The sequence below is a fragment of the Propionivibrio dicarboxylicus genome (assembly GCF_900099695.1).
Taxonomy (GTDB): domain Bacteria; phylum Pseudomonadota; class Gammaproteobacteria; order Burkholderiales; family Rhodocyclaceae; genus Propionivibrio; species Propionivibrio dicarboxylicus.
Window position 1 is genome coordinate 60,724 of sequence record NZ_FNCY01000005.1, and the last position, 25,384, is coordinate 86,107.

Genomic DNA, 25,384 nt, shown 5'->3' on the forward strand with positions numbered 1-25,384 from the left:
CCCGCGATTTTAATCCACTTCCAATTTAGAGCCTATTTCGGCAGGGATCGCGGCCCGCGAGCCCTGCCGAAATAGGCTCTTATTCCGGCGCCTTCGTGGCGAAGCGAACAGCATAGTCGCGCGACATTTTGTCGGATGTCGCTCCGGCGCCTTCATTGACAGGGGCTGGAGGCTCCTTGATACTTGCGGTGGATCGCATGGCTTGGACGTGCCGTGACTGCGGCGACGGCGTCGCGCCGGATGCGGCAAGGAGAATCGAATGGCATTTTTCGGCAGGATTGCGGCTGTGCTTTCGCGCATGAAGGCAGGCGCGTCCTCGGAAAAAGGGGAGGCGCGTGAGGCTTGGCGCGACGCCGAACGCAGCGGCAAGACGCTGGCGATCGACGCCGCCGATCAGCGCCTGCTCAAGCCCTTGCCCTGGATCGGCCATATGCCGCCGCGTTCGCAAATGACCCTTTTGCTTGCCGTCATGATCGCCGCGACTGTCGCACTGGTGGTGCTGGCCTCGCTGGCATTCCGGTTGTCGGCGCGCTACAGCGAGATGCGTGCCGTGTCGACCGAAATGCAGATGTTGTCGCAGCGCCTCACCCGCGGCATGAATCTGGCATTGCTTGGCGATGTCGAGGGTTTCGACGTCATGGAAGACGCCTATGTGCGCTTCGGCAACAACCTGTGGTCGATCGAGGCGAAAACCGGGTTCCTCATGGAGGTGCCGGCCTCGCTCGAAACCGTCAGCCAGATCTGGATCCGGACCTTCGTGCCGGCGGCGGGAAAGCCGTCGATTCACTCCCTGCTCGATCAGAAAGGCAATCTCGTGCTGCTGGCCGAGCGGGTCAATCAAGCCAACTCGGCCGATGGCATGCTGAGCCTGCTGGCGCGCGATTTTGCCCAGGTGGCGGCGGCGCGCTTGCCGGCACGGGAATTGAGTACGGCCTATCAGGTGCCGCTGGCCGTGTCGCAGATGTCGCGCTATACCAATAGCCTGCTGTCGGGCGAGTCCTACAATCCGGAGTGGGTGCCGCAACTGCTCAACAGCATCAAGCGCTTCCGCCAACTGGTGAACGCCTTCATTGCCGGCGATGCGGCCCTGGGCATCGCTCCGGTCGGTGACACCGATCTCGTGCGTCTGCTCCGGCGCATGTCGGAACAGAGCGAGGCATACTCGCAGTTGCAGCAAATCGTCGAAAGAAACAACGAAGGACTCGTCGATGCGCGCGTCGCCAGCCTGGCCATTCAGCGCGACGCCGAAGTCCTGCTGATGGAGGCGATCAATCTCGCCGATTTCTACGAGCGCAACACGCAGATGCGGTTGTCGGCGATCGGCGAGGTGCTGCTGGCGATGCTGGCGTTGACGGCGCTCTATCTGCTGGTACGCGTTTTCAACCAGGAAACGGTGCGTCGCCGTCTCGCTTCCGAGGCCGAGAACAAGGCCAACCAGGAGGCCATCCTGCGCCTGCTCAACGACATGGCCGATCTCGCCGATGGCGATCTGACCGTACGGGCGATGGTGACCGAGGACCTGACCGGGGCGATCGCCGATTCGATCAACTACACGATCGAGGAATTGCGTTCGCTGATCATTGAAATCAACCGAGCGACCGAGCAGGTGACGCGCACGACGAGCGAGGCGCAGCGTATTTCCCAGGAGCTTCTCGACGCCGCCGGCAAGCAGTCGAGCGAAATCGAGAACACCAACCGCACGGTCAGTCTGATCGTCGATTCGATCCAGGGCGTGTCGGCGTCGGCGGCCGAGTCCTCGAAGGTTGCCAATGCGTCGCTGGCGGCGGCCGAGCAGGGGGCATCCGCCGTCGATAATCAGATCCGCGGGATGGGCGAGATTCGCGTCCAGATCCAGGAGACGGCCAAGCGCATCAAGCGACTCGGCGAATCGTCGCAGGAGATCGGCGAGATCGTCGAACTGATTTCGGATATTACCGAGCAGACCAATGTGCTGGCGCTCAATGCGGCGATCCAGGCGGCGGCGGCTGGCGAGGCCGGACGGGGCTTCTCGGTGGTTGCCGAGGAAGTGCAGCGACTGGCCGAACGCTCGGGCGAGGCGACCAAGCAGATCGCGGCGCTCGTCAAGACAATTCAGGCCGATACGCGTGATGCGGTGGCGGCCATGGAGCTGTCGACGCAGGGTGTCGTCGAAGGCGCGAAACTCTCGGACGCGGCCGGTTCGGCGCTGTCTGAGATCGGCAAGGTGTCGGGCGAACTGGCGCGGCTGATCGAGTCGATTGCGCGCGAAACCGAGGATCAGAACCGCCTCGCCGAGTGCGTCAACGCCTCGATGCGCGACATTCTGGCCATCACTGAATTGACTTCGCGCGGGACGAAGTCCTCGGCCGAGACGGTCGGCCAGTTGTCGACGCTGGCGGCGAGCCTGAAGGGCTCGGTCGCCGGTTTCAAGATCTGAACGTCGGTCAGTCGTTCAGGTCGATTCCTCGTTGAGGTGATTGGCCCAGGCGAAGGCTTCGGCCAGCGCCGTTTCGAGTTGCTGCGGCCGGATCGACGGCAGGCGGTCGAGCGCTTGCTGGACGATGGCCGGATCGAGTTGCTCGGTCGCTTCGACGAGTTGGAGCAGCAGGCCGAGCGGGCCGCCTTTGTTGATCAGTGCGTCGCTGACCCGCGGTGCCACCGGCAGTTGCGCGAGGATATCGGCGATCGCCATGCCGAGCAGCGCCGGCATCAGCGACATGATGCCGACCATGAAGGCCTGGTCGGAAAATTCGCGGTCCTTCGTCTGCAGGTGCTCGGCGAGCAGTTCCATCAGGCGACCGCGCGTTGCCGCGAGTTGCAGCAGCGGGCTGCCGGTCTTGACGCCGCCTGCCTGCGGGTTCGTATAGACGAGCAGTTGCAGCCAGCGCTGGATCTGCCGACGTCCGAGGATGGTGATGGCGTGGCGCAGCGAGGTGACGCGCGTCGCCAGGCCGCAGCCGACCGAGTTGGTCAGACGCAGCATGTTGACGGTGAGGCCCGGTTCGAGCTTGAAGGCGTTTTCGATTTCCGTGGTCTCGGCATCCTGCATGACGAGCGCCAGCAGCTTGAGCAGGATCACCTGCGAGGGATTGAGCTTGCGTCCGCTGATGATCGTCGGCTTGGCGAAGAAATAGCCCTGGAAGTAATCGAATCCGAGTTGCTGGCAGACCGCCAGCTGTTCGGCTGTTTCGACCTTTTCCGCGAGCAGCTTCTTGCCATGCTGTTTGAGTTGGGCGACGAGTGGGGCGAGCCGCTCCGGCGGTGTGCCGAGCAGGTCGACCTTGATGATGTCGGCATGGTCGACGAGCGGCAGGAAGGCGGGCGTGACATCAATGACATCGTCGAGCGCGATGGTGAAGCCCTTGTCATGGAGTTCCTTGCAGCGTTCGATGACTTCCGGAGTCGGCTGGATCGTCTCGAGGATTTCAAGGACGACGAGTTGCGGCGGCAGGGCCTCGATCAGGTCGCTGAAGAGGAAGTCCTCGTCGACGTTGATGTAGGCGCGGTAAGGGCCGAGCGAATCGCCGATCGACAGTTCGGCGAAGGCGTTGGCGATGACCGTGGTGGTGGCCTGCGTGGCGTCGAGCACTTCGGCGCTGTTGCCGGTGGCGATGACGCCGTTGCGAAACAGGAGTTCGTAGGCCAGCAGTTGCTGTTCGCGCCCGAGAATCGGTTGTCGGCCGAGGAAAACTTGGGGGGATTGCGCGTCGGACATGGCGGATCTCCGGGCTGGTCAGGCGTTCGACGGGTATCTTAACATCAACACGAACGTCGGAGCGCGCCGCCTTGCTATGCCAATGTTATCGGGAGGGGATTAGGGATTGGAGGGCGATACAATCAAGCGCTCGACGGTGAATTCCCCTAGCTGCCGTCGCGGAAAAATCGCAGCAGGCGTTGCGGCATCCAGTCGAGATGGCCGGGCAGATAGCCAGTGACGAAGCCGACGTGGCCGCCCTGTTCGGTGAAATCGAGGCACACCTGCGGCGAGACCTGGTTCGGCAAGGGCAGCGCGTGCGCCGGCAGGAAGGGGTCGTTGCGGGCGTTGAGCAACAGGGTCGGGACGGCGATGCCGCCGAGCCAGGGCTTGCTCGAGGCGCGGAACCAGTAGTCGTCGGCGCCGGCGAAGCCGTGCAGCGGCGCCGTGACCGCGTCGTCGAAATCGTACAGCGTCCGGGCGCGGCGGATGCTGCGCTCGTCAAGCAGGCCGGGAAAGCACTTCAGCTTGGCGAGCGAGGTCGGCTTCAGCGTATAGAGAAAATGCTGCGTGTAGAGTGCGTTGAAACCGCGGGCGAGATGGTGGCCGCAGGCGGCGAGGTCGATCGGCGCACTGACGGCCGCTGCCGTATCGACCAGCGCGGTGGCGGCCTGGCCTTGTTCGCCGAGCCATTTGAGCAGGGCGTTGCCGCCGAGTGAAATGCCAACAGTATGGAGTCTGCGGTGCGGATGCAGCGCGCGCAGGCGTCGCACGATCCAGTCGATCTCTTCGCTATCACCCGAGTGGTAGGCGCGCGGCAGGCGGTTCGGTTCGCCCGAACAGCCGCGGAAATGGACGACGACGCTGCTCCAGCCGATGGCGAAGGCCGCCCGTACCAGCGAGCGGGCGTAGTGGCTGTCGGAGCTGCCTTCGAGGCCGTGGAAGAGCAGCAACAAGGGATTGTCGCCGTCGGTCTCGGTAGCATTCTTCCAGTCGAGGTCGATGAAGTCGCCGTCCGGGGTTTCCCAGCGCTCGCGTCGGAACGCCGGGGCCTCCGGCTTGATCAGCAGCGGATACAGCGTCTGGGCGTGACCCCCGGGTAGCCAGCGAGGCGGCGTGTAGCGCATCAGTGCAGCGTGTGCGTCGCCGCGCCGGCGGCGCCGGCATCGTCGTCGCTGGCGTCTTCGTTGCCGCTTGATGTGTGGCGCAGCAGCAAGCGCCAGCCATTGGCGCCGCGCTGGTAGATGTTGGTCGACAGGATCGGACCGTGCGGCGTCGGGTCGTTGCCGAGGTAGAGCATCTCGACGACGTTGTGCACGGCATGCAGGACGCCTTTCCAGCGCATGCTGTGCTTGAGGTGGACGCGAAAGCGCGCGTTGCCCTCGAAAATGTTGCGCCAGCTTTCGCGCACGCCGGCATGGCCGCACAGTCGCTGGCCGGTCGGGTGGATGCAGACGATCTCCTCGTCTTCCGACCAGACGCTCATCAGGGCGTCGAGATCGGCGCGGCTGATGGCATCGTAGAACGCCTCCTCGGCGTCTTCAGGGGTGGTGAAAATCGTGGTCATGGCGTGACCTCCGGCGGGGTGGCATTCAGGCAGGCGGCGAGTACCCGTTCCGGGTCGAGCCGGTTCAGGCAGTCGAGGTGGCCGAGCGGACACTCGCGCTTGAAACAGGGGCTACAGGCGAGTTCCAGGGAAAGAATCTGTGCCCGCGGCGTCAGCGGCGGCGTGAAGCCGGGCGATGAGGAGCCGTAGAGAGCGACGAGCGGACGGCCGACCGCGGCAGCGACGTGCATCAGCCCGGAGTCGTTGCAGACGACGACATCGGCGAGCGCGATGAGGTCGATGGCCTGGGCCAGCGAGGTGCTGCCGCACAGGTTGGCCGGCGGCGTGGCGGCGAGGTGGACGATCTCGTCGCCGACGACGCGGTCCTTGCCCGAGCCGAGCAGCCAGACGCCGTAGCCAAGTGCGGCCAGGCGGTCGCCGAGGGCGGCGAAATGGGCGGCGGGCCAACGTTTGGCCGGGCCGTATTCGGCGCCGGGACAGAAGACGGCGAGTTTGGCCGGACGCGAAAGCGCCAGCGCCGCCAGCGTTGCATCGGGCGTGGCGGCAAGTTTCGGATCGGGCACCGGGCGCGGTAGCGGTGCACCGGGGGCTTCGGCCAGTTGCGCGAAACGCTCGACCATCTTCGGCAGCGCCGCTTTGTCGAGCGTGTGGCGCCGGTTGATCAGCCCATAGCGCGATTCGCCGGTAAAGCCGATGCGTTCGGGAATCCCGGCCAGCCAGGGAATCAGCGCCGACTTGAGCGAATTGGGCAGGATGTAGGCGGCGTCGTAACCGCGCTGGGCCAGCTTGCGCGCCAGCCGATAGCGGTCGGTCAGCGCCAGTTCGCCGTGGGCGAAGGGATTGTCGATGACCTCGGCGATTTCCGGCATGCGTCGCAGCACCGGTGCCACCCAGGGCGGAGCCAGTGCGTCGAGGCTGAGGTCGGGATGACGTTCGCGCAGGCGCATGAACAGCGGCTGCGCCATGACGGTGTCGCCAATCCAGGCCGGCGCGACGATCAGCGCGCTGCGTTTTCCGGGTGGTCCGGCATTCCGTTCGTCACGCATCGGGCCGGTTCCTGGCGAGGCGGTCAATGCCCTTTGGGCGCCTCGCCCTTGAGAACGTAGCGGGTGCTGCAGTAGGGGCAGACGGCTTCGCCAGTGTGAACGACGTCGAGAAAAACGCGCGGATGCAGATTCCAGGCCGGGGCTTTCGCCGGCGGGCAGTGCAGCGGGAGGTCGTCGGCGGTGACTTCAACGGCGGGGCGTGCGGAGGTCGTGGTCATGATCGTTCGGGCGCGTGCGGTGGAGGAGACCGGGGAAGGCCGGCGGCCTTCCCCAAGGCATCAGTGCTTGGTCACCGATTCGGCGAGGCCGTCGAAGCTGACGACGCCGTTGGTCACCGCCTCGACCGGCGCCTTGTCGAGCGCCACGTACGACAGCCAGTCTTCGTGCGCCGGCACGCGGCCGTTGACGCAGTCGAAGAAGAGCGTCTGCAGTTGGGTCGTGATCGGGCCGCGGCGACCTTCGCCGATCTGGCGGTTGTCGAGTTCGCGGATCGGCGTGATTTCCGCTGCCGTGCCGGTGAAGAAGGCTTCGTCGGCGCAATAGACTTCGTCGCGCGTGATGCGCTTCTGGATGACCTGCAGGCCGAGTTCGTCGGCCAGCGTCAGCACCGACGAGCGCGTGATGCCTTCGAGGCAGGAAGTGAGGTCCGGGGTGTAGAGCTTGCCGCCCTTGACGATGAAGATGTTCTCACCGGCGCCCTCGGCGACGTAGCCGTCGACGTCGAGCAGCAGTGCTTCGTCATAGCCGTCCTGCGCCACTTCCTGGTGGGCCAGGATCGAGTTGGTGTAGGTGCCGACCGACTTCGAGCGGCACATGTTGATGTTGACGTGGTGGCGGGTGAAGGACGAGGTCTTGATGCGGATACCCTTTTCCATACCCTCGGCACCGAGGTAGGCGCCCCACGGCCAGGCGGCGATGGCGACATGCACCGACAGGGTGCTGGCGGCGATGCCCATGGCTTCCGAACCGTAAAAGACGATCGGGCGGATGTAGCAGGATTCGAGCTTGTTGGCGCGCACGACTTCCTTCTGCGCTTCGATGATCGTCGCCTTGTCCCAGGGCATCTTCATCTGGAAGATCTTGGCCGAATTGAACAGACGGTCGGTATGCTCTTCGAGACGGAAGATGGCCGTGCCCTTGGCCGCCTTGTAGGCGCGGACGCCCTCGAAAACGCCCATGCCGTAGTGCAGGGTGTGGGTGAGGACGTGGGTGGTGGCTTCGCGCCACGGAACGAGTTTTCCGTCTTGCCAGATGAACCCGTCGCGATCGGCCATGGACATGGTGCGTTCTCCTGAATGATTGTCGGTATAGTGGGTTTGGCGGGGTGCCAAAAGCTCAAATTTTAGCCGATTTCAGAGCGTTCTTGGCGGTAAAATGTGGGTTTTCGAGTCGTTGCAGGAGCCCGTCATGAACTGGAAGCCGAATGTTACCGTTGCCGCTGTCATCGAGAATGACGGCAAGTTTTTATGCGTCGAGGAAGTCACCGACGACGGCGTCCGCTTCAACCAGCCGGCCGGGCATCTCGAGTGTCGCGAGGCGCTGACCGAGGCGGTGATCCGCGAGGTGCTGGAGGAAACCGGCTACAGCTTCGCGCCCGAGGCGCTGGTCGGCATCTACAACTGGCGCAACGAAGCCCGCGACATCACCTATTTGCGCTTTGTCTTCACCGGCCGGGCGACCGGCCATGATGCCGCGCGTCCGCTCGATGAGGGCATCATCGCCGCGCGCTGGCTGACGCTGGCCGAACTGCGCGAGCGACAGGCGCAGCTGCGTAGCCCGATGGTGCTGCAATGTGTCGAGGACTGGTGCGCCGGCAAGCGCGCGCCGCTCGATCTGATCACCCACTATCCGTGCCGCTGACGATGGCGACGGGCACGGGAAAAACGGTCGTCGTCGGTCTTTCCGGCGGCGTGGACTCCTCGGTTGCCGCCTTGCTGCTCAAGCAGCAGGGCTGGAACGTCGTCGGCCTGTTCATGAAGAACTGGGAAGACGATGACGACGACGAATATTGCTCCTCGCGACAGGACCTGATCGACGTCATGAGTGTCGCCGACCGCATCGGCATCGACGTCGAGGTGGTCAACTTCGCCAAGGAATACAAGGAGCGCGTCTTCGCCGAATTCCTCAAGGAATACCAGGCCGGGCGCACGCCCAATCCGGACGTGCTGTGCAATTCGGAGATCAAGTTCAAGGCCTTTCTCGACCACGCCATGCGCATGGGGGCCGAGAAAATCGCCACCGGGCACTACGCCGGCGTGCGCGAATTCAATGGCGGCTTCCAACTGCTCAAGGCCGAGGACGGCACCAAGGACCAGAGCTATTTCCTGCATCGGCTGAACCAGCAGCAGCTCTCGAAGGCGCTCTTTCCGCTGGCCGACATCTACAAGCGCGACGTGCGTCGCATGGCCGAGGACGCCGGCCTGCACGTCGCCGTCAAGAAGGACTCGACCGGCATCTGCTTCATCGGCGAGCGGCCGTTCAAGGAATTCCTGATGCGCTATCTGCCGCCGAAGAAAGGCGAGATACGCTGTCTCGATGACGATCGCGTGCTCGGCGAGCACGACGGGCTGACCTATCACACGCTCGGTCAGCGCAAGGGCTTGCAGATCGGCGGTATCAAGGGCGGCAAGGGCAGCGAGACGGGCGAGCACGCGGCCTGGTTTGTCGCCGGCAAGGACATGGCGCGCAACGTGCTGTATGTCGTCCAGGGCCACGATCATCCGGCCCTGTTGCGCGAGGAGTTGCAGGCCGGGCAGCTGTCCTGGGTGTCCGGCACGGCGCCGCACACGCACTGGGTCTATGCGGCCAAGACACGTTATCGCCAGGCCGACGCGCCCTGCGAAATCGAAGCGGTGGACGGCGACGCCTGCCGCATTCGCTTCGCCGCGCCGCAGTGGGCGGTGACGCCGGGACAGTCAGTCGTGGTGTACGAAAGCCGCGTCTGTCTCGGCGGCGGTATCATCGACTGATATTCCGATGGAGTGGTCGCCCCCGGCCGTGGCCGAGGGGCTTGCGCGTTCCGGCGCCATCTTTTCTTGGCCCGGACTGGGCCTGGGTCGCCGACATCGCCGGAATTTCGCGATGCAGCGTTGACTGTCGCCCATCCGCGTGCGTCCTCGCTTCTCGCGCCGGTGGCGGCGCGGTAACGCCGTGCCCGCAACGCGCAATAAGAATAATTTCAACACCGTTAACCATGTCACGCAGAAACATGCTGAGCGGCCGGCCTCTTCGGAAGCGCTGAACCTGTCATGGAGGTGTGCGGAAAGCAACGGTGTGTCGCGTATGGATATGCAAAAGGTATGACTACGCCGGGCGATGAAAGTCCGGAGAAGCTGCCGTTGAAAGCGATGAAATAAATTCAAGTCCATGAAAAATGCCACATAAAAACGTGAATGGCTATTCGATAATGGCGTCACAAAAGATGGTCATTGCTTGGGCAGCAAGAACACTTCGGGTTGTCGGTGTCAGGAATCAGACGGCAGAAATCCGGGCGCAATAACAAGCATGTCGGCATGTGCCGGATTCCTTTCCGGCATGCGAGACCGGCGGCGTCCTGCGGTGTCGGTGAGGGTGTTTGTGTCGTTGTTGAGTGCGAAAAAAAACAGTGTGAGGGGCATCTGTCGAGCCGAAAAAGAACCATAGAAATGGCTTTTCGGCCAGTCCTTGGGCTAAAAATTCAGAGATCGAAAAGATGCCAATAGCGTTTCGCTATCGTTCACCGGTCTTCGAACAAGTCAAAACCGAAAGACGAGATGGCTGATCGTAGGGTGGGTTAAGGGGGGCTGTCGTGCGTGTTGCAAGGCGTCGTAGCAATAAGAACGCTGGTGGTCAATCCAGCCGAACCGCGCACGGGGAGTGAGCATTTATCGTGGTTGGCGATAGCAGCAGGAGCATGTCATGGTGCGGACGGTATCGGGGGGGCATCGTTCGCCACAATCCGCGGTCGTCGATTCCGTTCGGACCCGGTCTGGCGAATACACTTCACGAGTGATGCTGGCGAGCAAGGTCTCGTCGTGCTTGGTGGCGTGGTGCAGCCCGCCAATACAGACGTCTGTGACCCGTTCGAGAAAAGACGAGTGTCCAAGCGCGCACTCGTCCGTCGGATTCGTCCGCGCTACGGTCGTCTCGGCTGGCCATAGTCGTGTGGCCTTCGGTGTCATCCAACGCGGCAACCGCGGTGCTTGTCGTCATGGCGTCAGGCGAACCGGCGACGGCATCGGGTCACGACAATAGTCGCTTGATCGATTTAGAGGGGCAGAGCGGGAACAGCGAGATTGAACGCTTCGTGATCAAAGATGGCTATGTGCTGAAAGGAACCGATGGCATGTTGCAGAATCCTTACTTCGGGGGTGGAACGGGCGGGAGTCCCGATGCCAGCGCCGACAAACTGATCACGGCGTTGGCGCAGTTCGCTCTGCCCGCAGTCGGGCCGACGCTGACGGCGGCCGACTATAACAACCGCATCCAGGCGGTCTGCGCAGCGAACGTCATATGAACTAGTGGCAGGCCCTTTTGCGCGCGCGCACGGCGGTGCCAGTATGGGCCGCCGCCTTTTTGCTTATTGCTTGTCGGGAGCGGTCGGCGTCGGGCAGGGAAAATCGTAGCGCGTCAGGAAATCGCAGCCGAGCACCGGCAAGTACGACGGAATCCGGTAGAAGTGTTCGGCGACGCGCTTCAGCACGCCTTCGCGATAGGCCGGATAGTTGAAGTTGTCGCCGTCGGCGAACCAGTAGGTGACGCCTTCGATCGAGAAAGTGCTGACCTTGACGCGGTCGAAGTAGGGTGCCAGCGCTTCGGCCTCGATCGGCTTGCGGTCGAAGATGCGCAGCGGCCGGCCGGCGTAGGTACGAAAGTCGACGACGACATCGTCCTGACGTGCGTGGAAGCGGCCCTCGCCGAAGACCGGCCAGTATTCGCCGGCGTAGTAGGAGAGGATCGACGCCGGCGTGTAGGCGCGCGCCATGATCGCGCCGCGTTCGGGCAAGTTCTTGCGCAGTGCAGCGACGATCTCGCCGGTCTTTTTGTGGAAAACGACGTCGTCATGGAAGGCGCGGCCTTCCCAGACGCTGATCGGCGCCACGATGACAACGGCAATGGCGACGAGGTGCGGTGCCGACAGCCACAGCGTCCAGCGGAAGTAGCGGCGCAATGAGGCGCCGTCGGTGACGGCGCCGAGAGCGAGGAAAGCAAAGGGAACGAAGCCGAGCACCCAGTGCAGGCCGACGACCTTGCGCGTCGATACCACCAGCATCAGCGCGAAGGCGACGAGGAAGAGCGCGACGATCGGGCCGTGCTGTTGCAGGCTGCGGCGTTCGCGGATCAGGCGCAGGCTGGCCCAGGGCGTCAGCAGGTAGAGCATCATGCCGAGGTAGAGCGCGACGTAGCCGGCCGACCAGTGCGTGTTCTCGTTGCGGTTGAACACGTTGAACATCACGTTATTCCAGCAGTGCGTGGCGTTGTACCAGACGTTCTCGGCGAAGAAGGGCAGCGCGCAGAGGGCGATCAGCAGCAGGCGGGCGCGCTCGCCGCGGCGCCGGATCAGGTAAACGGCATAGGCGAGGGCGAGCAGCGCGGCGAAGAACTTGGAGAGCAGCGCCAGGCCGAGGCAGACGCCGGCGGCGGCGTCCCAGCGCCAGCCGCCGCCCAGGCGGGCGCGCAGGAAAGCGTAGCCGGAGAAGAAGACGAAGAAGATCAGCGGCGTGTCGGTGGTGACGATGTTGAGTGCCCAAGCGAAAGGCTGGACGAGCAGCAGGCCGCCGAGCCAGTAGGCGCGCTCGGGCGTGTCCGGCGCCCAGCGCAGCAGCAGGTCGACGAGGCCGAGCGCGATCAGGCTCCAGAGCGCGACGGTGGCGCTGCGCAGGACGAGTGGGTCGAGCGAAATATGGCTGAGCCCGTAGAGGATCCAGCCGATCATCGGCGGGTGGTCGTAGTAGCCCCAGTCGGGGATCAGGCCCCATTGCAGGAAGAAGGCCTCGTCGCCGGTCATCGGGAAGGCGGCGGCGAGCCAGAGCTTGAGCAGCAGCGTCAGGGCGAAGGTCGCGAGGAAGACGCGGCGGGCGTCGGCGACCGACGCGCGGCCGGAAAAGGATGAGGTCAAGACGGACTCCTTCAATGCTTGAGGCTGAGCACCAGCACGCCGGCAACGATGAGCAGGATGCCGAGCACTTTCTGCGTGCTGATCGATTCGCCGAGCAGCAGCACGCCGGCGCAGGCGGTGAGTACAAGGCCGAGCGAGGTGAGCGGGTAGGCGACGCTGACTTCGAGCTTGGCGAGCACCGGCAGCCAGAGCGCGACGCTGGCGCCGAAACAGGCCATGCCGCCCCAGATCAAGGGCGAGGCGAGCGCCTGGCGGTAGAGGTCGAGCGAGAAGAGGCCCTGTGCCATCGCCTGTTGCAGCGCGGCCGAGGACATGCCGGCGCGCAGCATGACCTGGGCGGCGGCAGTGAGGCAGACGCAGAAGATCGCCAAGCCCATGGCAAAGGGATGACTCATGTGTCGGTTTCCTGTGTTCGGGACGGGAGCGGCCGCGTGTTGTCGAGCGGACCGGGCAGGACGGTCCGGCCGCCGGGCCGTGCGGGGGCGATTATACCCGCCGGCGAGCCGGGTCGGCGTGTCCGGCGCGTGTGCGGAAACCGACGAATCCACCGCGCCCGGCGTGGCGGGGGCGGTGGGGGCGCTTGCCGTTCAGCTGTAGGTGAAGAAGCCGCGGCCGGTCTTGCGGCCGAGGTAGCCGGCTTCGACCATTTCGACGAGCAGCGGCGCCGGCCGGTATTTCGGGTCCTTGAAGCCGTCGAAGAGGACTTGCAGGATCGCCAGCTGGACATCGAGGCCGATCAGGTCGCAAAGCGCCAAGGGGCCGAGCGGGTGGGCGGCGCCGAGCTTCATCGCGTCGTCGATTTCGGCGGCGCTGGCGAGTCCCTCGCCGAGCGCGAAGATGGCTTCGTTGATCATCGGGATGAGGATGCGATTGACGACGAAGCCGGGGTTGTTGCGCACCTTGACCGGCGTCTTGCCAATGCGTTTGGCCAGCGCTTCGGTGGCTTCCTGGGTGGCGTCGCTGGTCTGCAGGCCGCGGATGATTTCGATCAGCGCCATCATCGGCACCGGATTGAAGAAGTGCATGCCAATGACTTGGGCCGGGCGCTTGGTGACGGCCGCCAGCTTGGTGATCGAGATCGACGAGGTGTTGCTGGCGAGGAAGGCCCCGGGTTTGGCGATCTCGTCGAGTTGCTTGAAGATCTTGAGCTTGAGCGGTTCGTTCTCGGTCGCCGCCTCGATGACGAGGTCGCAGTCGGCGATCGCGCCCATGTCGCTGCTGGTGACGATCTTGGCGAGCGTGGCGGCTTTCTGCGCTTCGGTGATCTTCTCTTTCTTGAGCTGACGGTCGAGACTGCCGGTGATCGTCTTCATCGCGCTCTGCAGCGCGCTTTCGGCGATGTCGGTGAGCACCGTCTCGATGCCCGCCGCGGCGAGCGCCTGCGCGATGCCGTTGCCCATGGTTCCGGCACCGACGATGCCGACTTTTTCGATAGTCATGTTTGCCTCTCCTGTCATGGTTATGTCATGCGAGCGATCGTACTGCCAAGCCTCACGGAAGTAAATCCGCGAAGCACGTCGGGATAAGTCCGGGAAGAGCGCGGGAAAGAAGGCGCCGGAAATAGCGCCGGAAAAATGCACCGAAAAAGTGCCTGGGAAAAATGCCCCGGAAAACGCGCGTGGTGGCCGCCGGTGCGGGTAGAATGTCGCCTTTTGCACGGTCGCTGCAGCCTTTCGGCATATGCTGCGCCATTGTTGTCCGTTACGCCCACTCAACCTGAGGAGAGAGTCCATGCGCAAGAACTTCCTGCTGGCCGGCTTCAGCCTGCTGGCCTTGGCCGTCCCAGCCGCCTATGCCGATCACTTGGTCGCCATCGCCGGTCCGATGACCGGGCAATACGCCTCGGCCGGCGATCAGATCCGCAAGGGCGCGGAACTCGCGATCGCCGAGATCAACGCCAAGGGTGGCGTGCTCGGACAGAAGCTCAAGCTCGAAGTCGGCGACGATGCCTGCGATCCGAAGCAGGCAGTGTCGGTGGCCAATGCCATGGTCAACAAGAAGATCGTCTTCATGCACGGCCACTGGTGTTCGAGTTCGACAATCCCTGCGTCCGATGTGTATAACGAAGCGATGATCCCGATGGCGACGGTGTCGACCAATCCGCAGGTGACCGAGCGCGGCCTCAAGAATGTCTTCCGCATCATGGGTCGCGACGACCAGCAGGGTATCGTCGCCGGCACCTATCTCGCCGACACCTTCAAGGCCAAGAAGATCGCCGTCGTCGACGACAAGAGCGCCTACGGCAAAGGCCTCGCCGACGAGATCGCCAAGGCGATGCAGGGCAAGGGCGTGAAGCCCGCGCTGCGCGAGTCGATCACCGCCGGCGAGAAGGATTATTCGGGTCTTGTCAGCAAGCTGAAGTCGGCCGGCGTCGAGGTCATGGCTTACGGCGGTTATCACACCGAGGTCGCGCTGATCCTGCGTCAGGCGCAGCAGGCCGGTCTCAAGCTGACGATCATGGGCGGCGACACGCTGACCAACTCCGAACTCGTCACGGCCGCCGGCGCGGCCGCCGACAACGTGCTGTTCACCTTCTCGCCGGATCCGCGCAAGAACCCGGCGGCGGCCCCGATCGTCAAGAAATTCCGCGACGCCAAGATCGAGCCGGAAGGCTACGTGATGTATGCCTACGCGGCGATGCAGCTGTTCGCGCAGGCGGCCGAGCAGGCCAAGAGCACGAAGTACGCCGATCTTGAGAAGGCGATGCGCGGCGGCAGTTTCGACACCGTCATCGGCAAGCTCTCGTTCGACGCCAAGGGCGACAACAAGCTGCCGGGCTTCATGGTCTATCAGTGGAAGGGCGGCAAGTACGACTACGTCGCCAAGTAACCGTTCTTGCCGTGCTTCGGCCGTCCGGCAGTGTGGCGGGCGGCGTGGCGCGGCAGGGGGTTCGGCAGACCGGGGCGCAGCGCGCCCCGGCGTTTCGTTGATGTTTCGGTTTTAGTAGGTTTTCGTTTTCGGGGAGTGGCATGGCCCTCGCATTGCAACAGCTGATCAACGGTTTGACGCTCGGCGCCGTCTATGGCCTGATCGCGATCGGCTACACGATGGTGTACGGCATCATCGGCATGATCAATTTCGCCCACGGCGACATCTACATGGTCAGCGCGTTCATCGCGGTGACCGCCTTCACGCTGCTCGCCGCCGCCGGCATCACGTCGGTGCCGCTGGCCCTGGCCGTCGTGCTCTTCGTTTCGGTGTTGTTCACCTCGGTCTATGGCTGGGCCGTCGAGCGCACCGCCTACCGCCCGCTGCGCGGTTCGACGCGCCTGGCGCCGCTGATCTCGGCGATCGGCATGTCGATCTTCCTGCAGAACATGGTCCAGCTGACGCAGGGTGCGCGTGTCAAGCCGATCCCGCCGGTGCTCGTCGGCGGCTTCGATATTTTCGAGGCCGACGGCTTCACCGTGCATTTGTCGTATTCGCAGGTGCTGATCATCGTCGTCACGGTGTTGCTGATGAGCGGCTTCACCTGGATGATTTCGCGCACCTCGTTCGGGCGCCAGCAGCGCGCCTGCGAGCAGGACATGACGATGACCGGCCTGCTCGGCATCCATGTCGATCGCATCATCTCGCTGACCTTCATGCTCGGCGCGACGCTCGCTGCGGTCGCCGGGGTGCTGGTCACCGTCTATTACGGCGTCGTCGATTTCTATATCGGCTTCGTTGCCGGCATCAAGGCGTTCACCGCCGCCGTGCTCGGCGGTATCGGCTCGATGCCGGGCGCGATGCTCGGCGGCGTGCTGATCGGCCTGATCGAAGCTTTCTGGGCGGCCTACCTGTCGCCCGAGTACAAGGATGTGGCGACCTTCTCGATCCTCATTCTGGTGCTGATGTTCCGTCCTTCCGGCCTGCTTGGCCGGCCTGAAGTGGAGAAAGTCTGATGCGCGCGCCGGTTCTCGTTCATGACGCGCTGACGCTGGCCGAACGCTGCAAGGATGCGGCATCGGTGGCGCTGATCGGTCTGCTGCTCGGCGTGCCGATGGTCGGCCTGACGACCGTCGATCAGGGCGGTGCGTTGCAGGTGGCGACGCGCTGGCCGCTGCTCGGCGCTTTCGTGCTGGCAGTGTTCGTCGGACGCCTGGTGCTGCGCTATTCGATCGATCGCGTCAGCGCCGGCAAGCGGCTGCGCGAACGCGCCGAGGGCGCGGCGACGGCCTCTTCGGCGGGCGGTGCGGGCTGGGTGCGGCAGTTGGGTATCGCCGCCCTCGTGCTGGCACTGCTCATGCCGATTGTCTTCTCGGATAACCGCTACGTCGTCGATACGGCGACGACCGTGTTGATTTACGTGATGCTCGGCTGGGGGCTCAACGTCGTTGTCGGCCTCGCCGGTCTGCTCGATCTCGGCCACGTCGCCTTCTACGCCGTCGGCGCCTATGCCTATGCGCTCTTGTCGACGCAGTTCGGTTGGGGCTTCTGGGCGGCACTGCCGGTCGCCGGCGGCATCGCCGCGCTGGCCGGCCTGCTCGTCGGCTGGCCGAGCCTGCGCTTGCGCGGCGACTACCTCGCCATCGTCACGCTCGGCTTCGGCGAAATCATCCGCGTCGTGCTGGTCAACTGGACCGATTTTTCCGGCGGGCCGAACGGCATCGCCTCGATTCCGCGTCCGAGCTTCTTCGGCCTGCCGTTCCGTCCGCCCGGCGACACGCCCAGCTTCGCCGGTTTCTTCGGCCTCGAATTCTCGCCGATGCATCGCATCGTCTTCCTGTATTACGTCATCCTGCTGCTTTGCCTGATCACCAACCTGCTGGTCACGCGTCTCCGCAAGCTGCCGATCGGGCGCGCCTGGGAAGCCGTGCGCGAGGACGAGATCGCCTGCCGGGCGCTCGGCATCAACGTCACCGGCGTCAAGCTCTCGGCCTTCGTCTTCGGCGCCATGCTCGGCGGCGTCGCCGGCGTCTTCTTCGCCGCGCGGCAGGGCTTTATCTCGCCCGAATCCTTCACCTTCAACGAGTCGGCGATCATCCTCGCCATCGTCGTGCTCGGCGGTATGGGCAGCCAGCTCGGCGTCGTCCTCGCCTCGTTGGTGCTGGTGCTGCTGCCCGAACTCGGGCGCGATTTTTCCGAATTCCGCATGCTGCTGTTCGGCGCCGCGATGATCCTGATCATGATCTGGCGACCGGGCGGCATCCTCTCTCGGCGCGAGCCGACCTTGCGGGTGGCGCGCAAGGAGGGCGGGGCATGAGTGATCTGTTGCAGCCCATCCTCACGGTCGACCGGCTGACCATGCGTTTCGGCGGCTTGACGGCGATCGACGACCTCTCGCTCGCCGTGCCGGCACGCAAGATCACCGCGGTCATCGGTCCCAACGGTGCCGGCAAGACGACCTTGTTCAACTGCATGACGGGCTTCTACAAGCCGACGCTCGGCAGCGTCCGCCTCAACCACCCGCAGCGCGGCGTGCTGGCGCTCGAAGGTTTGCCGAGCCACGCGGTGGCGCACCGGGCGCAGGTCGTGCGCACCTTCCAGAACATCCGCCTGTTCCCGCGCATGACGGTGCTCGAGAACCTGATCGTGGCGCAGCACAATCCGCTGCAGGCGGCGTCCGGCTTCTCGCTCGCCGGTCTGCTCGGCCTGCCGGCGTACCGGCGCGCCGAAGCCAAGGCGCTGGAGACAGCGGTCGGCTGGCTGACCCGGCTCAAGCTGATCGACAAGGCCGATGTCGCCGCCGGCGACCTGCCCTACGGCACACAGCGGCGCATCGAGATCGCCCGCGCGCTCTGCGTCGATCCGGTCCTGCTTTGCCTCGACGAACCGGCCGCCGGCCTCAATCCGCGCGAATCGGCCGAACTCAACGAACTGCTGCAGTCGCTGGTCGCCGACGACGACCTGTCGATCCTGCTCATCGAGCATGACATGAGCGTGGTAATGAACGTCTCCGATCATATCTGCGTGCTCAATTACGGCCGCAAGATCGCCGAGGGCACGCCCGAGGAAATCCGCAACAATCCAAGCGTCATCCAGGCCTATCTCGGCGAGGAAGAAGACGAGAACATGGACGCAAGCACGGAAGGGGCGGCGCCATGATGCTGGAATTGTCCGGGGTGCATGCCCATTACGGCGCCATCTCTGCGCTGCGATCGATCGACCTGTCGGTGCAGGTCGGCGAGGTGGTGACGCTGATCGGTGCCAACGGTGCCGGCAAGTCGACGCTGATGATGTCCTTGTTCGGCAAGCCGCGCGCGTCGGCGGGCCGCATCGTTTTCGACGGCGAGGATATCACCGGCCTGCCGGCCCACGAGGTGGCGCGGCGCGGCATCGCGCTGGTGCCCGAAGGCCGGCGCATCTTCCCGCGCATGACGGTGATGGAAAACCTGCAGATGGGCGCGGTGCTCGCCGATCCGCTCAATTTTGAGGCCGACCTGAAGCGCATGTTCGCGCTCTTCCCGATCCTCGACGAGCGGCGCCAGCAGCGCGCCGGCACCTTGTCGGGCGGCGAGCAGCAGATGCTGGCGATCGCTCGTGCCCTGATGGCGCGGCCGAAACTGCTACTCCTCGACGAACCCTCGCTTGGTCTCGCGCCGCTGATGATCCGCCGCATCTTTCAGGTGATCCGCGAACTCAACCGCGACCACGGCATGACCGTGCTGCTGGTCGAGCAGAACGCCCACCACGCCTTGCGCGTCGCGCACCGCGGTTACGTGCTCCAGCACGGCCGCATCGTCCTCTCCGGCAGCGGCCGCGAATTGCTCGCCAGCGCCGAGGTGCGGGCGGCGTATCTCGAGGGCGGGCAGCCGGCCGGTCGTCGCGCGGAATGATCGGCGAGGGGCCGGTGTCGCGCCGCCTGCCGTTCTTCGTGCTCGGCCTCGGCGTGCTGGTCATTTCCTTCGGCGCGATCCTGGCGCGGCTGGCGCAGGAAGGCGGCTTGCCGTCGCTGGCCATCGCCGCGCTACGTCTCGGCATTGCCGCGCTGGTCGTGACGCCGCTCGCCTGGGGGCAATCGCGGACGGTGCTGCAGTCCTTGACGCGACGTCAGCTGGCGCTGGCTGCCGGCGCCGGTTTCTTTCTCGCCCTGCATTTTGCCGCCTGGATCAGCTCGCTCGAAACCACCTCGGTGGCCAGCAGCACGGCGCTGGTGACGACCAACCCGGTGTGGATCGCGTTGGCGTCGTTCGTGTTGTTCGGCGAGCGGACGAGCCGCCTGACGCTGGCCGGCATCGTCGTTTCGCTGGCCGGCAGCCTGATGATTTTCTGGAGCGACGCGAGTGCGGACAGCGGCGGGCGTGCCGCGCTGCTTGGCTGTGCGCTGGCGCTGGCGGGTAGCTGGTGCTTTTCCGCCTATCTGCTGATCGGTCGGCGCCTGCGCGCCGGCATGCCGCTGACCGCCTATATCTGGCTGGCCTATGGCATGGCGGCGCTGTTCTTGCTGGCCGGCTGCGGCATCGCCGGCGTTCCGCTCTCCAGTTACCGTCTGCCGGCGTATCTCGCCGCACTCGGTATGGCGCTCGGGCCGCAACTGCTCGGACACACGGCCTATAACTGGTCGCTTCGCCATGTGTCGACCACCTTCGTCGGTGTTGTCACCCTCGGCGAGCCGGTCGGCAGCGCCTTTCTCGCGTGGTGCCTGTTCGGCGAGGCTTTCGCCCCGCTACAGGCCGCCGGTTTCGTCCTCTCGCTGAGCGGCGTCTACCTGGCGGCACGCGGCGAAGCGCGCTAGTTTTCTTCCTTGCGCGAGTTTTCTTCTTTTTCCTCGGATCGGCGGTTTCGTGTCTGCTCGCGGATGAGTGCACGCAGTTGGGTGAAATCGATCGGCTTGGCGATGTGTGCGTCCATACCCGAGGCGAAACACTGCGCCTTGTCTTTACCGAAGACGTGCGCCGACTGGCCGATAACCGGCAACTCGGGGGCGAGACGCTTGATCTGCCGCGTGGCTTCGTAGCCGTCCATCTGCGGCATCTGGATGTCCATCAGGACGAGATCGAAGGTGTTGGGCGGCACGTCCCGGAAGGTATTGACCGCGTCGACGCCGTTGCTGACGAGCACGATCGTCGCGCCGTCTTCGCGGAGGTTGTACTCGAGCAAGGCGGCGCTGGTCGCGTCGTCTTCAACCGCGAGGATCGACAGCCCGCCGAGGTCGTCGCCACACGCTTCGGGGGGCGCGCTGAATGCTGGCGCTGCCGCCTGGAACGGAATGCTGAACTGGAAGGTGCTGCCGACGCCCGGTTGGCTGCGGGCGCTGATGTTGCCGCCCATGAGTTCGAGGATATGCTTGCAGATCGCCAGTCCCAGGCCGGTGCCGTCGAAACGGCGGGTGGCGCTGCCGTCGGCTTGGTGGAAGGGGTTGAAGATGCTGTCGATTTCGTCTTCGGCGATGCCGATGCCGGTGTCGGTGATGCTGAAGTGGAGCCAGTCGTCCTCGCGCCAGGTGGAGAGACGGATGTGGCCGGCTTCCGTGAACTTGACGGCGTTCGAGAGCAGGTTCAGCAGCACCTGCTCGAGTCTCAGCGCGTCGCTGCTGCAGGCCGCCGGCAAGCTGGGCGCCTGATCGACGATCAGTTGCAGCTTCTTGCCGTGCGCGCGTTCGGCGATCAACTCAATGGCATGGCCGATGACGTCCGCCAGCACGACGGTTTCTTCGGCGACGCTCAGCTTGCCGGCTTCAATCTTGGAGAAGTCGAGCACATCGTTCACGATACCCAGCAGCCGATTGCCCGAGGCCAGGATCTTGCTGAAGGCGTTGTGCGATTTTTCCGCGTCGGCGAAGGTGCGTAGCCCGATCTGGGCGAAGCCGATCACGCCGTTGAGCGGCGTACGGATTTCGTGGCTCATGTTGGCGAGAAACTGGCTCTTGACGCGTGCCAGGTTTTCCGCCACCAGCAGCGCCTTTTCGCGTGCCTGTTCGGCGGCGCGTTGTTCGGTGATGTCGACGAAGCTGATGACGGCGCCGGTGATCTCGCCGTTGCGCGAGGTCGGATGCAGCGCCGACATGACCGGAATGGCATAGCCGTCGGCATGCCAATAGACTTCGTTGTTGCAACGCAGCGCTTCGCCCCGGGCCACGGCGAGACCGATACGGCATTCTTCGGCCGGGTAGGGACTGCCGTCGGCATGCTGATGATGGAACAGCATGTGTGCGTTCTTGCCGATGGCGTCCTTTTCGGTGACGCCGAGCATCCGGCAGGCGGCCGGATTGATGAAGGTGATCGCACCGTCGACGCCGACACCATAGAGGCCGTCGGCCGTCGATTGCAGAATATAGCTGGCGCGCAGCTCGGTTTCGAGCAGGGCGTTGGTGCGCAGGTCGACGAGCTCTTCCAGATGCTGGCGGTGCTCTTCGAGTTCGTCCTCGATGCGACGGCGCTCGGTGATGTTGCGGGCGCAGCCAACGGTGCCGAGGATCTCGCCGTCCGGCGCGACGAACGGCGATTTGTGGACTTCGAGACACAGATGCTCGCCCTTGACGTTGCCGGATTCGATGAAGACCGAGGGTTTGCCGTTTTCCAGCGTGATCGCGTCGCTGTCCTGGCAGAGCTCGCCGAAAGTGTGCCACTCGGCGTTCTCGGGATGCCGGATGCGTTCGCGTTCGGCGAAGAAAATGTCGGTCTTGCCCATCGGCTCCCGGACGTCGACGGCGTTGAGCAGGTCACAGCACAGCGCCTTGTTGGCGAACAGGTAATTTTTGTTGAGATCCTTGGCCCAGATCATGTCGGGCACGTTGTCGCACATCAGGCGCAGCATTGAGGCGAGATGGCGCGAGCGGTCCTCGGTGCGTTGCCGTTCGGTGACGTCGTGGCCGATGCCGAGAACGCCGATCAGCTGTCCGTTGGCGTCGTGGATGGCGGTCTTCGTCTTTTCGAGGAGTTCCGTGTGGCCGTCGTCAGCGAAAACGGTCCATTCTTCGTTGGTACACGGCTTGGTGCTGGCGATGGCCGCGGCGTCCGTTTGGCGGAAGCTTTCGGCGATGTCGCGGTCGAGCAGTTCATCGTCGGTGCGTCCCAGGATACTGGCGGCCGGTTTGCCGATGAAGCGTTCAAAGCGCCGGTTGCAGGCGAGATAGCGGCCGTGGATGTCCTTGAACCAGACAAGGTTGGGCAGCGCGTGAATGAGCGCTTGCAGGAGCACCAGATTGATCTCCGGCAGCATTTCCTTGGTCAGTTGCGCGATGTCGTCTGCGGGCACTGGCTCGGGGCGCTCAAGTTTTTCGTAAGCGAGGTTGCCCTGGAGCGCGATCGCCAGGCGCCCGAGCATGTCGTGGAAGGCCTGCGTTCGCAGAGGGGCAAGGGCGATACGCGTCGGCGAGAAAACGACGAGCAGACCCTGTTTGCAGAGCGGGAAGAGCGCCACGTAGTCGATCAGCGACGGGTTATCGATCTCCGCCCGGAGTGCGTGGAATTCGGCGTCGGCGGCCGAGAGTACGCGGGGCATGTCCTGGTGGCGGCAGCGGTCGTAAAAATGGCCGGCGGCGACGCCGTTCTTGCGCGTCCTCTTGGTCGGTAGCGCGGCAAGCAAGCTCAGCGCGTCTTTTTCATCCGGGTCGTTCCACCACAGCGCGGCATCGGCCAGGCATTGGCTGGCGCACAGGATTTCCAGGAAACCTCTGGCGGTTTTCCGGGCGTCGAGGCTGTGACAGAGGCTTAGGGAAAGTGCGTGGATCAGTCCTGTGTCAGTCTCGAAATTGGCGTTGATGGCTTCGATCGACATGGTATGGGCGCTCCAGTTGCACGGGTCGGTATCGTCTGGCCACGGGGCGGCAACGTACAGGCATCGCCCCCCGACGATGTCTGGCTTTTTAACAACGATACTAACGGGTTCGCTTCCGGCAGACTGTGCGATATTTCCTGTTTTGCATAAAAAATCCCCGGAGCATTGGGGAATGTCCGGGGATCTCGGCGCCGGGTCGATGGACACGGCGCAGTGTTTCGGGGGGCGGCGTCAGACTTGCGGGATCGTCTCCGCGAACGCCGGCCGCTGCATCAGCTTGTCATAGAGGCGGGCGAGGTTGGCATGCGACTCGCGCCAGTCGATTTCCTGGAAGCGGAGCAGCAGGTATCCCAGGGCGCAGCCGACGCCGACGTCGGCCAGGGTGAAGTGATTGCCCATGCAGAACGCGTTTTCGCCGAGTTCGGTCGACATGAAGTCGAGGCTGCGGCGGATCTTGTCGATCTGGCGGTCGATCCATTCCGGATTCTGCTGCATGGCCGGACGCTTGCGCTCGAGGAAGATCAGCGCGGCCGAATCGCAGATACCGTCGGCGACGGCCCCCCAGCGCTTGACTTCGGTGCGCTCGCGGTTGGATTCAGGCATCAGCTTGTTGTTCGGTGCGACGCTGTCGATGTATTCGACGATGACGCGGGAGTCGAAAAGCACGGTGGAATCGTCGAGTACCAGCACCGGAATCTTGCCGAGCGGATTGACGTTCGGGACGTTCGAGTCGGCGTTCCAGGGCGAGTCAATCGCGAATTCGTATTCGATCTTCTTCTCGGCCAGAACGACCCGCACTTTGCGGACGTACGGACTGGTCAGCGATCCAATGAGCTTCATCTGCTTTTTTGCGGGAGTAATCATGGGGAAGCATTATAGCATTGCGATATCGCCGCTGTGCCCCCGATTTCCAGTCCTGTCGCTGGACGGGGCGGGCGTCGGTCCTCGCCATCGGGTAAAATATCGCGGCTATCAACCAGGATGAATACCATGTCTTTCGACGTTCTTACCGCCCTTTCCCCGCTGGACGGCCGTTATGCCGCCAAGGTCGACGCCCTGCGCCCCCAGTTTTCCGAGTATGGCCTGATTCGCCGCCGTCTTGAGGTCGAGATCGAATGGCTCAAGGCCCTGGCCGCTGAACCCCATTTCGCCGAGATCCCGGCTTTCTCGCCGGCGACCGTGGCGGCGCTTGACGCGCTCGTCGCCGGTTTCGGTCCGGTCGAGGCGGCCGAGGTCAAGGCCATCGAGGCGGTCACCAACCACGACGTCAAGGCGCTCGAATACTGGATCAAGAAGAAACTTGCCGATAATTCGGAAGTCATGAGCGTGTCGGAGTTCATCCATTTTGCCTGTACCTCGGAGGACATCAACAACCTGTCGCATGCGCTGATGCTCAAGGCGGGACGCGACGAGGTGATGCTGCCGGCGATCGACCGCGTCATTGCGCGACTGCGCGATCTCGCCCACGAACACGCGGCGCTGCCGATGATGGCGCGCACGCACGGTCAGCCGGCGACGCCGACGACGCTCGGCAAGGAAATGGCCAACGTCGTCGCGCGCCTCGACCGCGCCCGTCGCCAGATCGCCGGCGTCAGCCTGCTCGGCAAGATCAACGGCGCCGTCGGCAACTACAACGCGCATCTGGCCGCTTATCCCGACTACGACTGGGAAAGCTTCGCGCGGCGCTTCGTCGAGAGTTTCGGTCTCGAATTCAATCCGTACACGATCCAGATCGAGCCGCACGATGCGATGGCCGAACTGTTCGACGCCTTCGCCCGCGCCAACACCATCCTGATCGATCTCGACCGCGACGTCTGGGCCTACATCTCGCTCGGTTTCTTCAAGCAGAAGCTCAAGGCCGGCGAAGTCGGTTCGTCGACGATGCCGCACAAGGTCAATCCGATCGACTTCGAGAACTCCGAAGGCAATCTCGGCCTGGCCAACGCCTTGCTGCGTCACCTCTCGGAGAAGCTGCCGATCTCGCGTTGGCAGCGCGACCTGACCGATTCGACGGTGCTGCGCAATATGGGCGTCGCGCTCGGCTATGCCCTGCTGGCCTACGAATCGCTGCTGCGCGGCCTCGGCAAGCTGGAAGCCGACCCGGATCGCTTGTGCACCGATCTCGATGCCAACTGGGAACTGCTGGCCGAGCCGATCCAGACGGTGATGCGCCGTTACGGCGTCGCCAATCCTTACGAGAAGCTCAAGGAATTGACCCGCGGCCAGCGCGTTTCGCGTGACGGCATGCAGGCCTTCGTTGCTTCGCTCGACATTCCGGAAGCCGCCAAGGCCGAGTTGCTCAAGCTGACGCCGTGGGATTACACCGGCAAGGCCGCCGAACTCGCGCGCCGTATCTGAGG

General features: G+C 64.2%; 22 protein-coding genes. 11 read left to right on the forward strand and 11 right to left on the reverse strand.

Annotated elements, in window-relative coordinates; all coding sequences use genetic code 11:
• Positions 1-259: 259 nt before the first annotated feature.
• Positions 260-2,416, forward strand: coding sequence for a methyl-accepting chemotaxis protein (locus tag BLR25_RS07690; protein ID WP_091936218.1), 2,157 nt, complete (start codon positions 260-262; stop codon positions 2,414-2,416).
• A 15-nt stretch (positions 2,417-2,431) separates the two neighbouring features.
• Here BLR25_RS07690 and BLR25_RS07695 read toward each other — a convergent pair whose 3' ends face one another.
• The 6 genes from BLR25_RS07695 to BLR25_RS07720 all read right to left on the reverse strand — a co-directional run bounded on the left by BLR25_RS07695 (position 2,432) and on the right by BLR25_RS07720 (position 7,566).
• Entirely contained in the window at positions 2,432-3,694 is a 1,263-nt protein-coding gene (locus BLR25_RS07695) for an EAL and HDOD domain-containing protein (protein WP_091936221.1), read from the reverse strand.
• 146 nt (positions 3,695-3,840) lie between these two features.
• Entirely contained in the window at positions 3,841-4,800 is a 960-nt protein-coding gene (locus tag BLR25_RS07700) for a hydrolase (RefSeq protein WP_091936223.1), read from the reverse strand.
• Positions 4,800-5,240 carry a YybH family protein gene (locus BLR25_RS07705; protein ID WP_091936225.1) on the reverse strand — a complete coding sequence of 147 codons (441 nt, stop codon included), beginning with the start codon at positions 5,238-5,240 and terminating at the stop codon, positions 4,800-4,802. The genes BLR25_RS07700 and BLR25_RS07705 overlap by 1 nt, the downstream gene beginning before the upstream one ends.
• Positions 5,237-6,286 carry a lipopolysaccharide heptosyltransferase II gene (waaF, locus tag BLR25_RS07710; RefSeq protein WP_091936227.1) on the reverse strand — a complete coding sequence of 350 codons (1,050 nt, stop codon included), beginning with the start codon at positions 6,284-6,286 and terminating at the stop codon, positions 5,237-5,239. The genes BLR25_RS07705 and waaF overlap by 4 nt, the downstream gene beginning before the upstream one ends.
• A 23-nt stretch (positions 6,287-6,309) precedes the next feature.
• Positions 6,310-6,504 (reverse strand): zinc-finger domain-containing protein, encoded by a 195-nt coding sequence (locus BLR25_RS07715; RefSeq protein WP_091936230.1) that lies wholly within the window; start codon positions 6,502-6,504, stop codon positions 6,310-6,312.
• A gap of 60 nt (positions 6,505-6,564) precedes the next feature.
• Positions 6,565-7,566: a branched-chain amino acid transaminase gene (locus tag BLR25_RS07720; protein ID WP_091936232.1), complete on the reverse strand. Its 1,002-nt coding sequence runs from the start codon at positions 7,564-7,566 to the stop codon at positions 6,565-6,567.
• 127 nt (positions 7,567-7,693) lie between these two features.
• Between BLR25_RS07720 and BLR25_RS07725 the strand changes: the two genes are divergently transcribed.
• The 3 genes from BLR25_RS07725 to BLR25_RS07735 all read left to right on the forward strand — a co-directional run bounded on the left by BLR25_RS07725 (position 7,694) and on the right by BLR25_RS07735 (position 10,781).
• Positions 7,694-8,146, forward strand: coding sequence for an NUDIX hydrolase (locus tag BLR25_RS07725; RefSeq protein WP_091936551.1), 453 nt, complete (start codon positions 7,694-7,696; stop codon positions 8,144-8,146).
• A gap of 2 nt (positions 8,147-8,148) precedes the next feature.
• The gene (mnmA, locus tag BLR25_RS07730; protein WP_091936553.1) at positions 8,149-9,255 is read left to right on the forward strand and encodes a tRNA 2-thiouridine(34) synthase MnmA; all 1,107 of its coding nucleotides are present in this window, start codon (positions 8,149-8,151) and stop codon (positions 9,253-9,255) included.
• Positions 9,256-10,475: 1,220 nt separating this feature from the next.
• The gene (locus tag BLR25_RS07735; protein WP_091936234.1) at positions 10,476-10,781 is read left to right on the forward strand and encodes a hypothetical protein; all 306 of its coding nucleotides are present in this window, start codon (positions 10,476-10,478) and stop codon (positions 10,779-10,781) included.
• A gap of 63 nt (positions 10,782-10,844) precedes the next feature.
• Here BLR25_RS07735 and BLR25_RS07740 read toward each other — a convergent pair whose 3' ends face one another.
• The 3 genes from BLR25_RS07740 to BLR25_RS07750 form a co-directional block, all read right to left on the reverse strand.
• Positions 10,845-12,383 (reverse strand): ArnT family glycosyltransferase, encoded by a 1,539-nt coding sequence (locus BLR25_RS07740; protein ID WP_218122666.1) that lies wholly within the window; start codon positions 12,381-12,383, stop codon positions 10,845-10,847.
• Positions 12,384-12,394: 11 nt separating this feature from the next.
• Positions 12,395-12,778, reverse strand: coding sequence for a DMT family transporter (locus BLR25_RS07745; protein ID WP_218122667.1), 384 nt, complete (start codon positions 12,776-12,778; stop codon positions 12,395-12,397).
• Positions 12,779-12,970: 192 nt separating this feature from the next.
• Positions 12,971-13,822 (reverse strand): 3-hydroxybutyryl-CoA dehydrogenase, encoded by an 852-nt coding sequence (locus BLR25_RS07750; protein ID WP_091936236.1) that lies wholly within the window; start codon positions 13,820-13,822, stop codon positions 12,971-12,973.
• 292 nt (positions 13,823-14,114) lie between these two features.
• Between BLR25_RS07750 and BLR25_RS07755 the strand changes: the two genes are divergently transcribed.
• From BLR25_RS07755 to BLR25_RS07780, 6 genes are all read left to right on the forward strand, one after another.
• Positions 14,115-15,212, forward strand: a complete 1,098-nt coding sequence (locus BLR25_RS07755; RefSeq protein WP_091936238.1) for a branched-chain amino acid ABC transporter substrate-binding protein — start codon at positions 14,115-14,117, stop codon at positions 15,210-15,212.
• Between the two features lie 140 nt (positions 15,213-15,352).
• Positions 15,353-16,267: an ABC transporter permease subunit gene (locus tag BLR25_RS07760; protein ID WP_091936241.1), complete on the forward strand. Its 915-nt coding sequence runs from the start codon at positions 15,353-15,355 to the stop codon at positions 16,265-16,267.
• Positions 16,267-17,568: a high-affinity branched-chain amino acid ABC transporter permease LivM gene (gene livM, locus BLR25_RS07765; protein ID WP_091936243.1), complete on the forward strand. Its 1,302-nt coding sequence runs from the start codon at positions 16,267-16,269 to the stop codon at positions 17,566-17,568. The genes BLR25_RS07760 and livM overlap by 1 nt, the downstream gene beginning before the upstream one ends.
• Complete coding sequence (locus tag BLR25_RS07770) at positions 17,565-18,410, forward strand: ABC transporter ATP-binding protein (RefSeq protein WP_091936246.1); 846 nt, start codon at positions 17,565-17,567, stop codon at positions 18,408-18,410. The genes livM and BLR25_RS07770 overlap by 4 nt, the downstream gene beginning before the upstream one ends.
• Positions 18,410-19,141 carry an ABC transporter ATP-binding protein gene (locus tag BLR25_RS07775; RefSeq protein ID WP_091936559.1) on the forward strand — a complete coding sequence of 244 codons (732 nt, stop codon included), beginning with the start codon at positions 18,410-18,412 and terminating at the stop codon, positions 19,139-19,141. Before BLR25_RS07770 ends, BLR25_RS07775 begins: the two co-directional genes overlap by 1 nt.
• Positions 19,138-20,040, forward strand: coding sequence for a DMT family transporter (locus BLR25_RS07780; RefSeq protein WP_091936248.1), 903 nt, complete (start codon positions 19,138-19,140; stop codon positions 20,038-20,040). Before BLR25_RS07775 ends, BLR25_RS07780 begins: the two co-directional genes overlap by 4 nt.
• Here the strand turns inward: BLR25_RS07780 and BLR25_RS07785 are convergent.
• Both BLR25_RS07785 and BLR25_RS07790 read right to left on the reverse strand, forming a co-directional pair.
• Positions 20,037-23,024 carry a PAS domain-containing hybrid sensor histidine kinase/response regulator gene (locus BLR25_RS07785; RefSeq protein ID WP_091936260.1) on the reverse strand — a complete coding sequence of 996 codons (2,988 nt, stop codon included), beginning with the start codon at positions 23,022-23,024 and terminating at the stop codon, positions 20,037-20,039. The genes BLR25_RS07780 and BLR25_RS07785 overlap by 4 nt on opposite strands.
• Before the next feature lie 231 nt (positions 23,025-23,255).
• A complete protein-coding gene (locus BLR25_RS07790; protein ID WP_091936262.1) occupies positions 23,256-23,864 on the reverse strand; it encodes a glutathione S-transferase in 609 nt (202 codons plus the stop codon).
• 150 nt (positions 23,865-24,014) lie between these two features.
• On the opposite strand from BLR25_RS07790, the gene purB reads away from it, so the two are divergent.
• Positions 24,015-25,382 carry an adenylosuccinate lyase gene (gene purB, locus BLR25_RS07795; RefSeq protein ID WP_091936561.1) on the forward strand — a complete coding sequence of 456 codons (1,368 nt, stop codon included), beginning with the start codon at positions 24,015-24,017 and terminating at the stop codon, positions 25,380-25,382.
• Positions 25,383-25,384 lie beyond the last annotated feature (2 nt).

Coding starts and splice junctions, on each gene's coding strand:
- BLR25_RS07700 (WP_091936223.1), bottom strand. CDS start 4,800: ATGCGCTACACGCCGCCTCGCTGGCTACCCGGGGGTCACGCCCAGACG.
- BLR25_RS07755 (WP_091936238.1), top strand. CDS start 14,115: ATGCGCAAGAACTTCCTGCTGGCCGGCTTCAGCCTGCTGGCCTTGGCC.
- BLR25_RS07720 (WP_091936232.1), bottom strand. CDS start 7,566: ATGTCCATGGCCGATCGCGACGGGTTCATCTGGCAAGACGGAAAACTC.
- BLR25_RS07775 (WP_091936559.1), top strand. CDS start 18,410: ATGCTGGAATTGTCCGGGGTGCATGCCCATTACGGCGCCATCTCTGCG.
- BLR25_RS07750 (WP_091936236.1), bottom strand. CDS start 13,822: ATGACTATCGAAAAAGTCGGCATCGTCGGTGCCGGAACCATGGGCAAC.
- livM (WP_091936243.1), top strand. CDS start 16,267: ATGCGCGCGCCGGTTCTCGTTCATGACGCGCTGACGCTGGCCGAACGC.
- BLR25_RS07735 (WP_091936234.1), top strand. CDS start 10,476: ATGGCGTCAGGCGAACCGGCGACGGCATCGGGTCACGACAATAGTCGC.
- mnmA (WP_091936553.1), top strand. CDS start 8,149: ATGGCGACGGGCACGGGAAAAACGGTCGTCGTCGGTCTTTCCGGCGGC.
- BLR25_RS07705 (WP_091936225.1), bottom strand. CDS start 5,240: ATGACCACGATTTTCACCACCCCTGAAGACGCCGAGGAGGCGTTCTAC.
- BLR25_RS07790 (WP_091936262.1), bottom strand. CDS start 23,864: ATGAAGCTCATTGGATCGCTGACCAGTCCGTACGTCCGCAAAGTGCGG.
- BLR25_RS07780 (WP_091936248.1), top strand. CDS start 19,138: ATGATCGGCGAGGGGCCGGTGTCGCGCCGCCTGCCGTTCTTCGTGCTC.
- BLR25_RS07785 (WP_091936260.1), bottom strand. CDS start 23,024: ATGTCGATCGAAGCCATCAACGCCAATTTCGAGACTGACACAGGACTG.
- waaF (WP_091936227.1), bottom strand. CDS start 6,286: ATGCGTGACGAACGGAATGCCGGACCACCCGGAAAACGCAGCGCGCTG.
- BLR25_RS07725 (WP_091936551.1), top strand. CDS start 7,694: ATGAACTGGAAGCCGAATGTTACCGTTGCCGCTGTCATCGAGAATGAC.
- BLR25_RS07715 (WP_091936230.1), bottom strand. CDS start 6,504: ATGACCACGACCTCCGCACGCCCCGCCGTTGAAGTCACCGCCGACGAC.
- purB (WP_091936561.1), top strand. CDS start 24,015: ATGTCTTTCGACGTTCTTACCGCCCTTTCCCCGCTGGACGGCCGTTAT.
- BLR25_RS07745 (WP_218122667.1), bottom strand. CDS start 12,778: ATGAGTCATCCCTTTGCCATGGGCTTGGCGATCTTCTGCGTCTGCCTC.
- BLR25_RS07760 (WP_091936241.1), top strand. CDS start 15,353: ATGGCCCTCGCATTGCAACAGCTGATCAACGGTTTGACGCTCGGCGCC.
- BLR25_RS07690 (WP_091936218.1), top strand. CDS start 260: ATGGCATTTTTCGGCAGGATTGCGGCTGTGCTTTCGCGCATGAAGGCA.
- BLR25_RS07770 (WP_091936246.1), top strand. CDS start 17,565: ATGAGTGATCTGTTGCAGCCCATCCTCACGGTCGACCGGCTGACCATG.
- BLR25_RS07695 (WP_091936221.1), bottom strand. CDS start 3,694: ATGTCCGACGCGCAATCCCCCCAAGTTTTCCTCGGCCGACAACCGATT.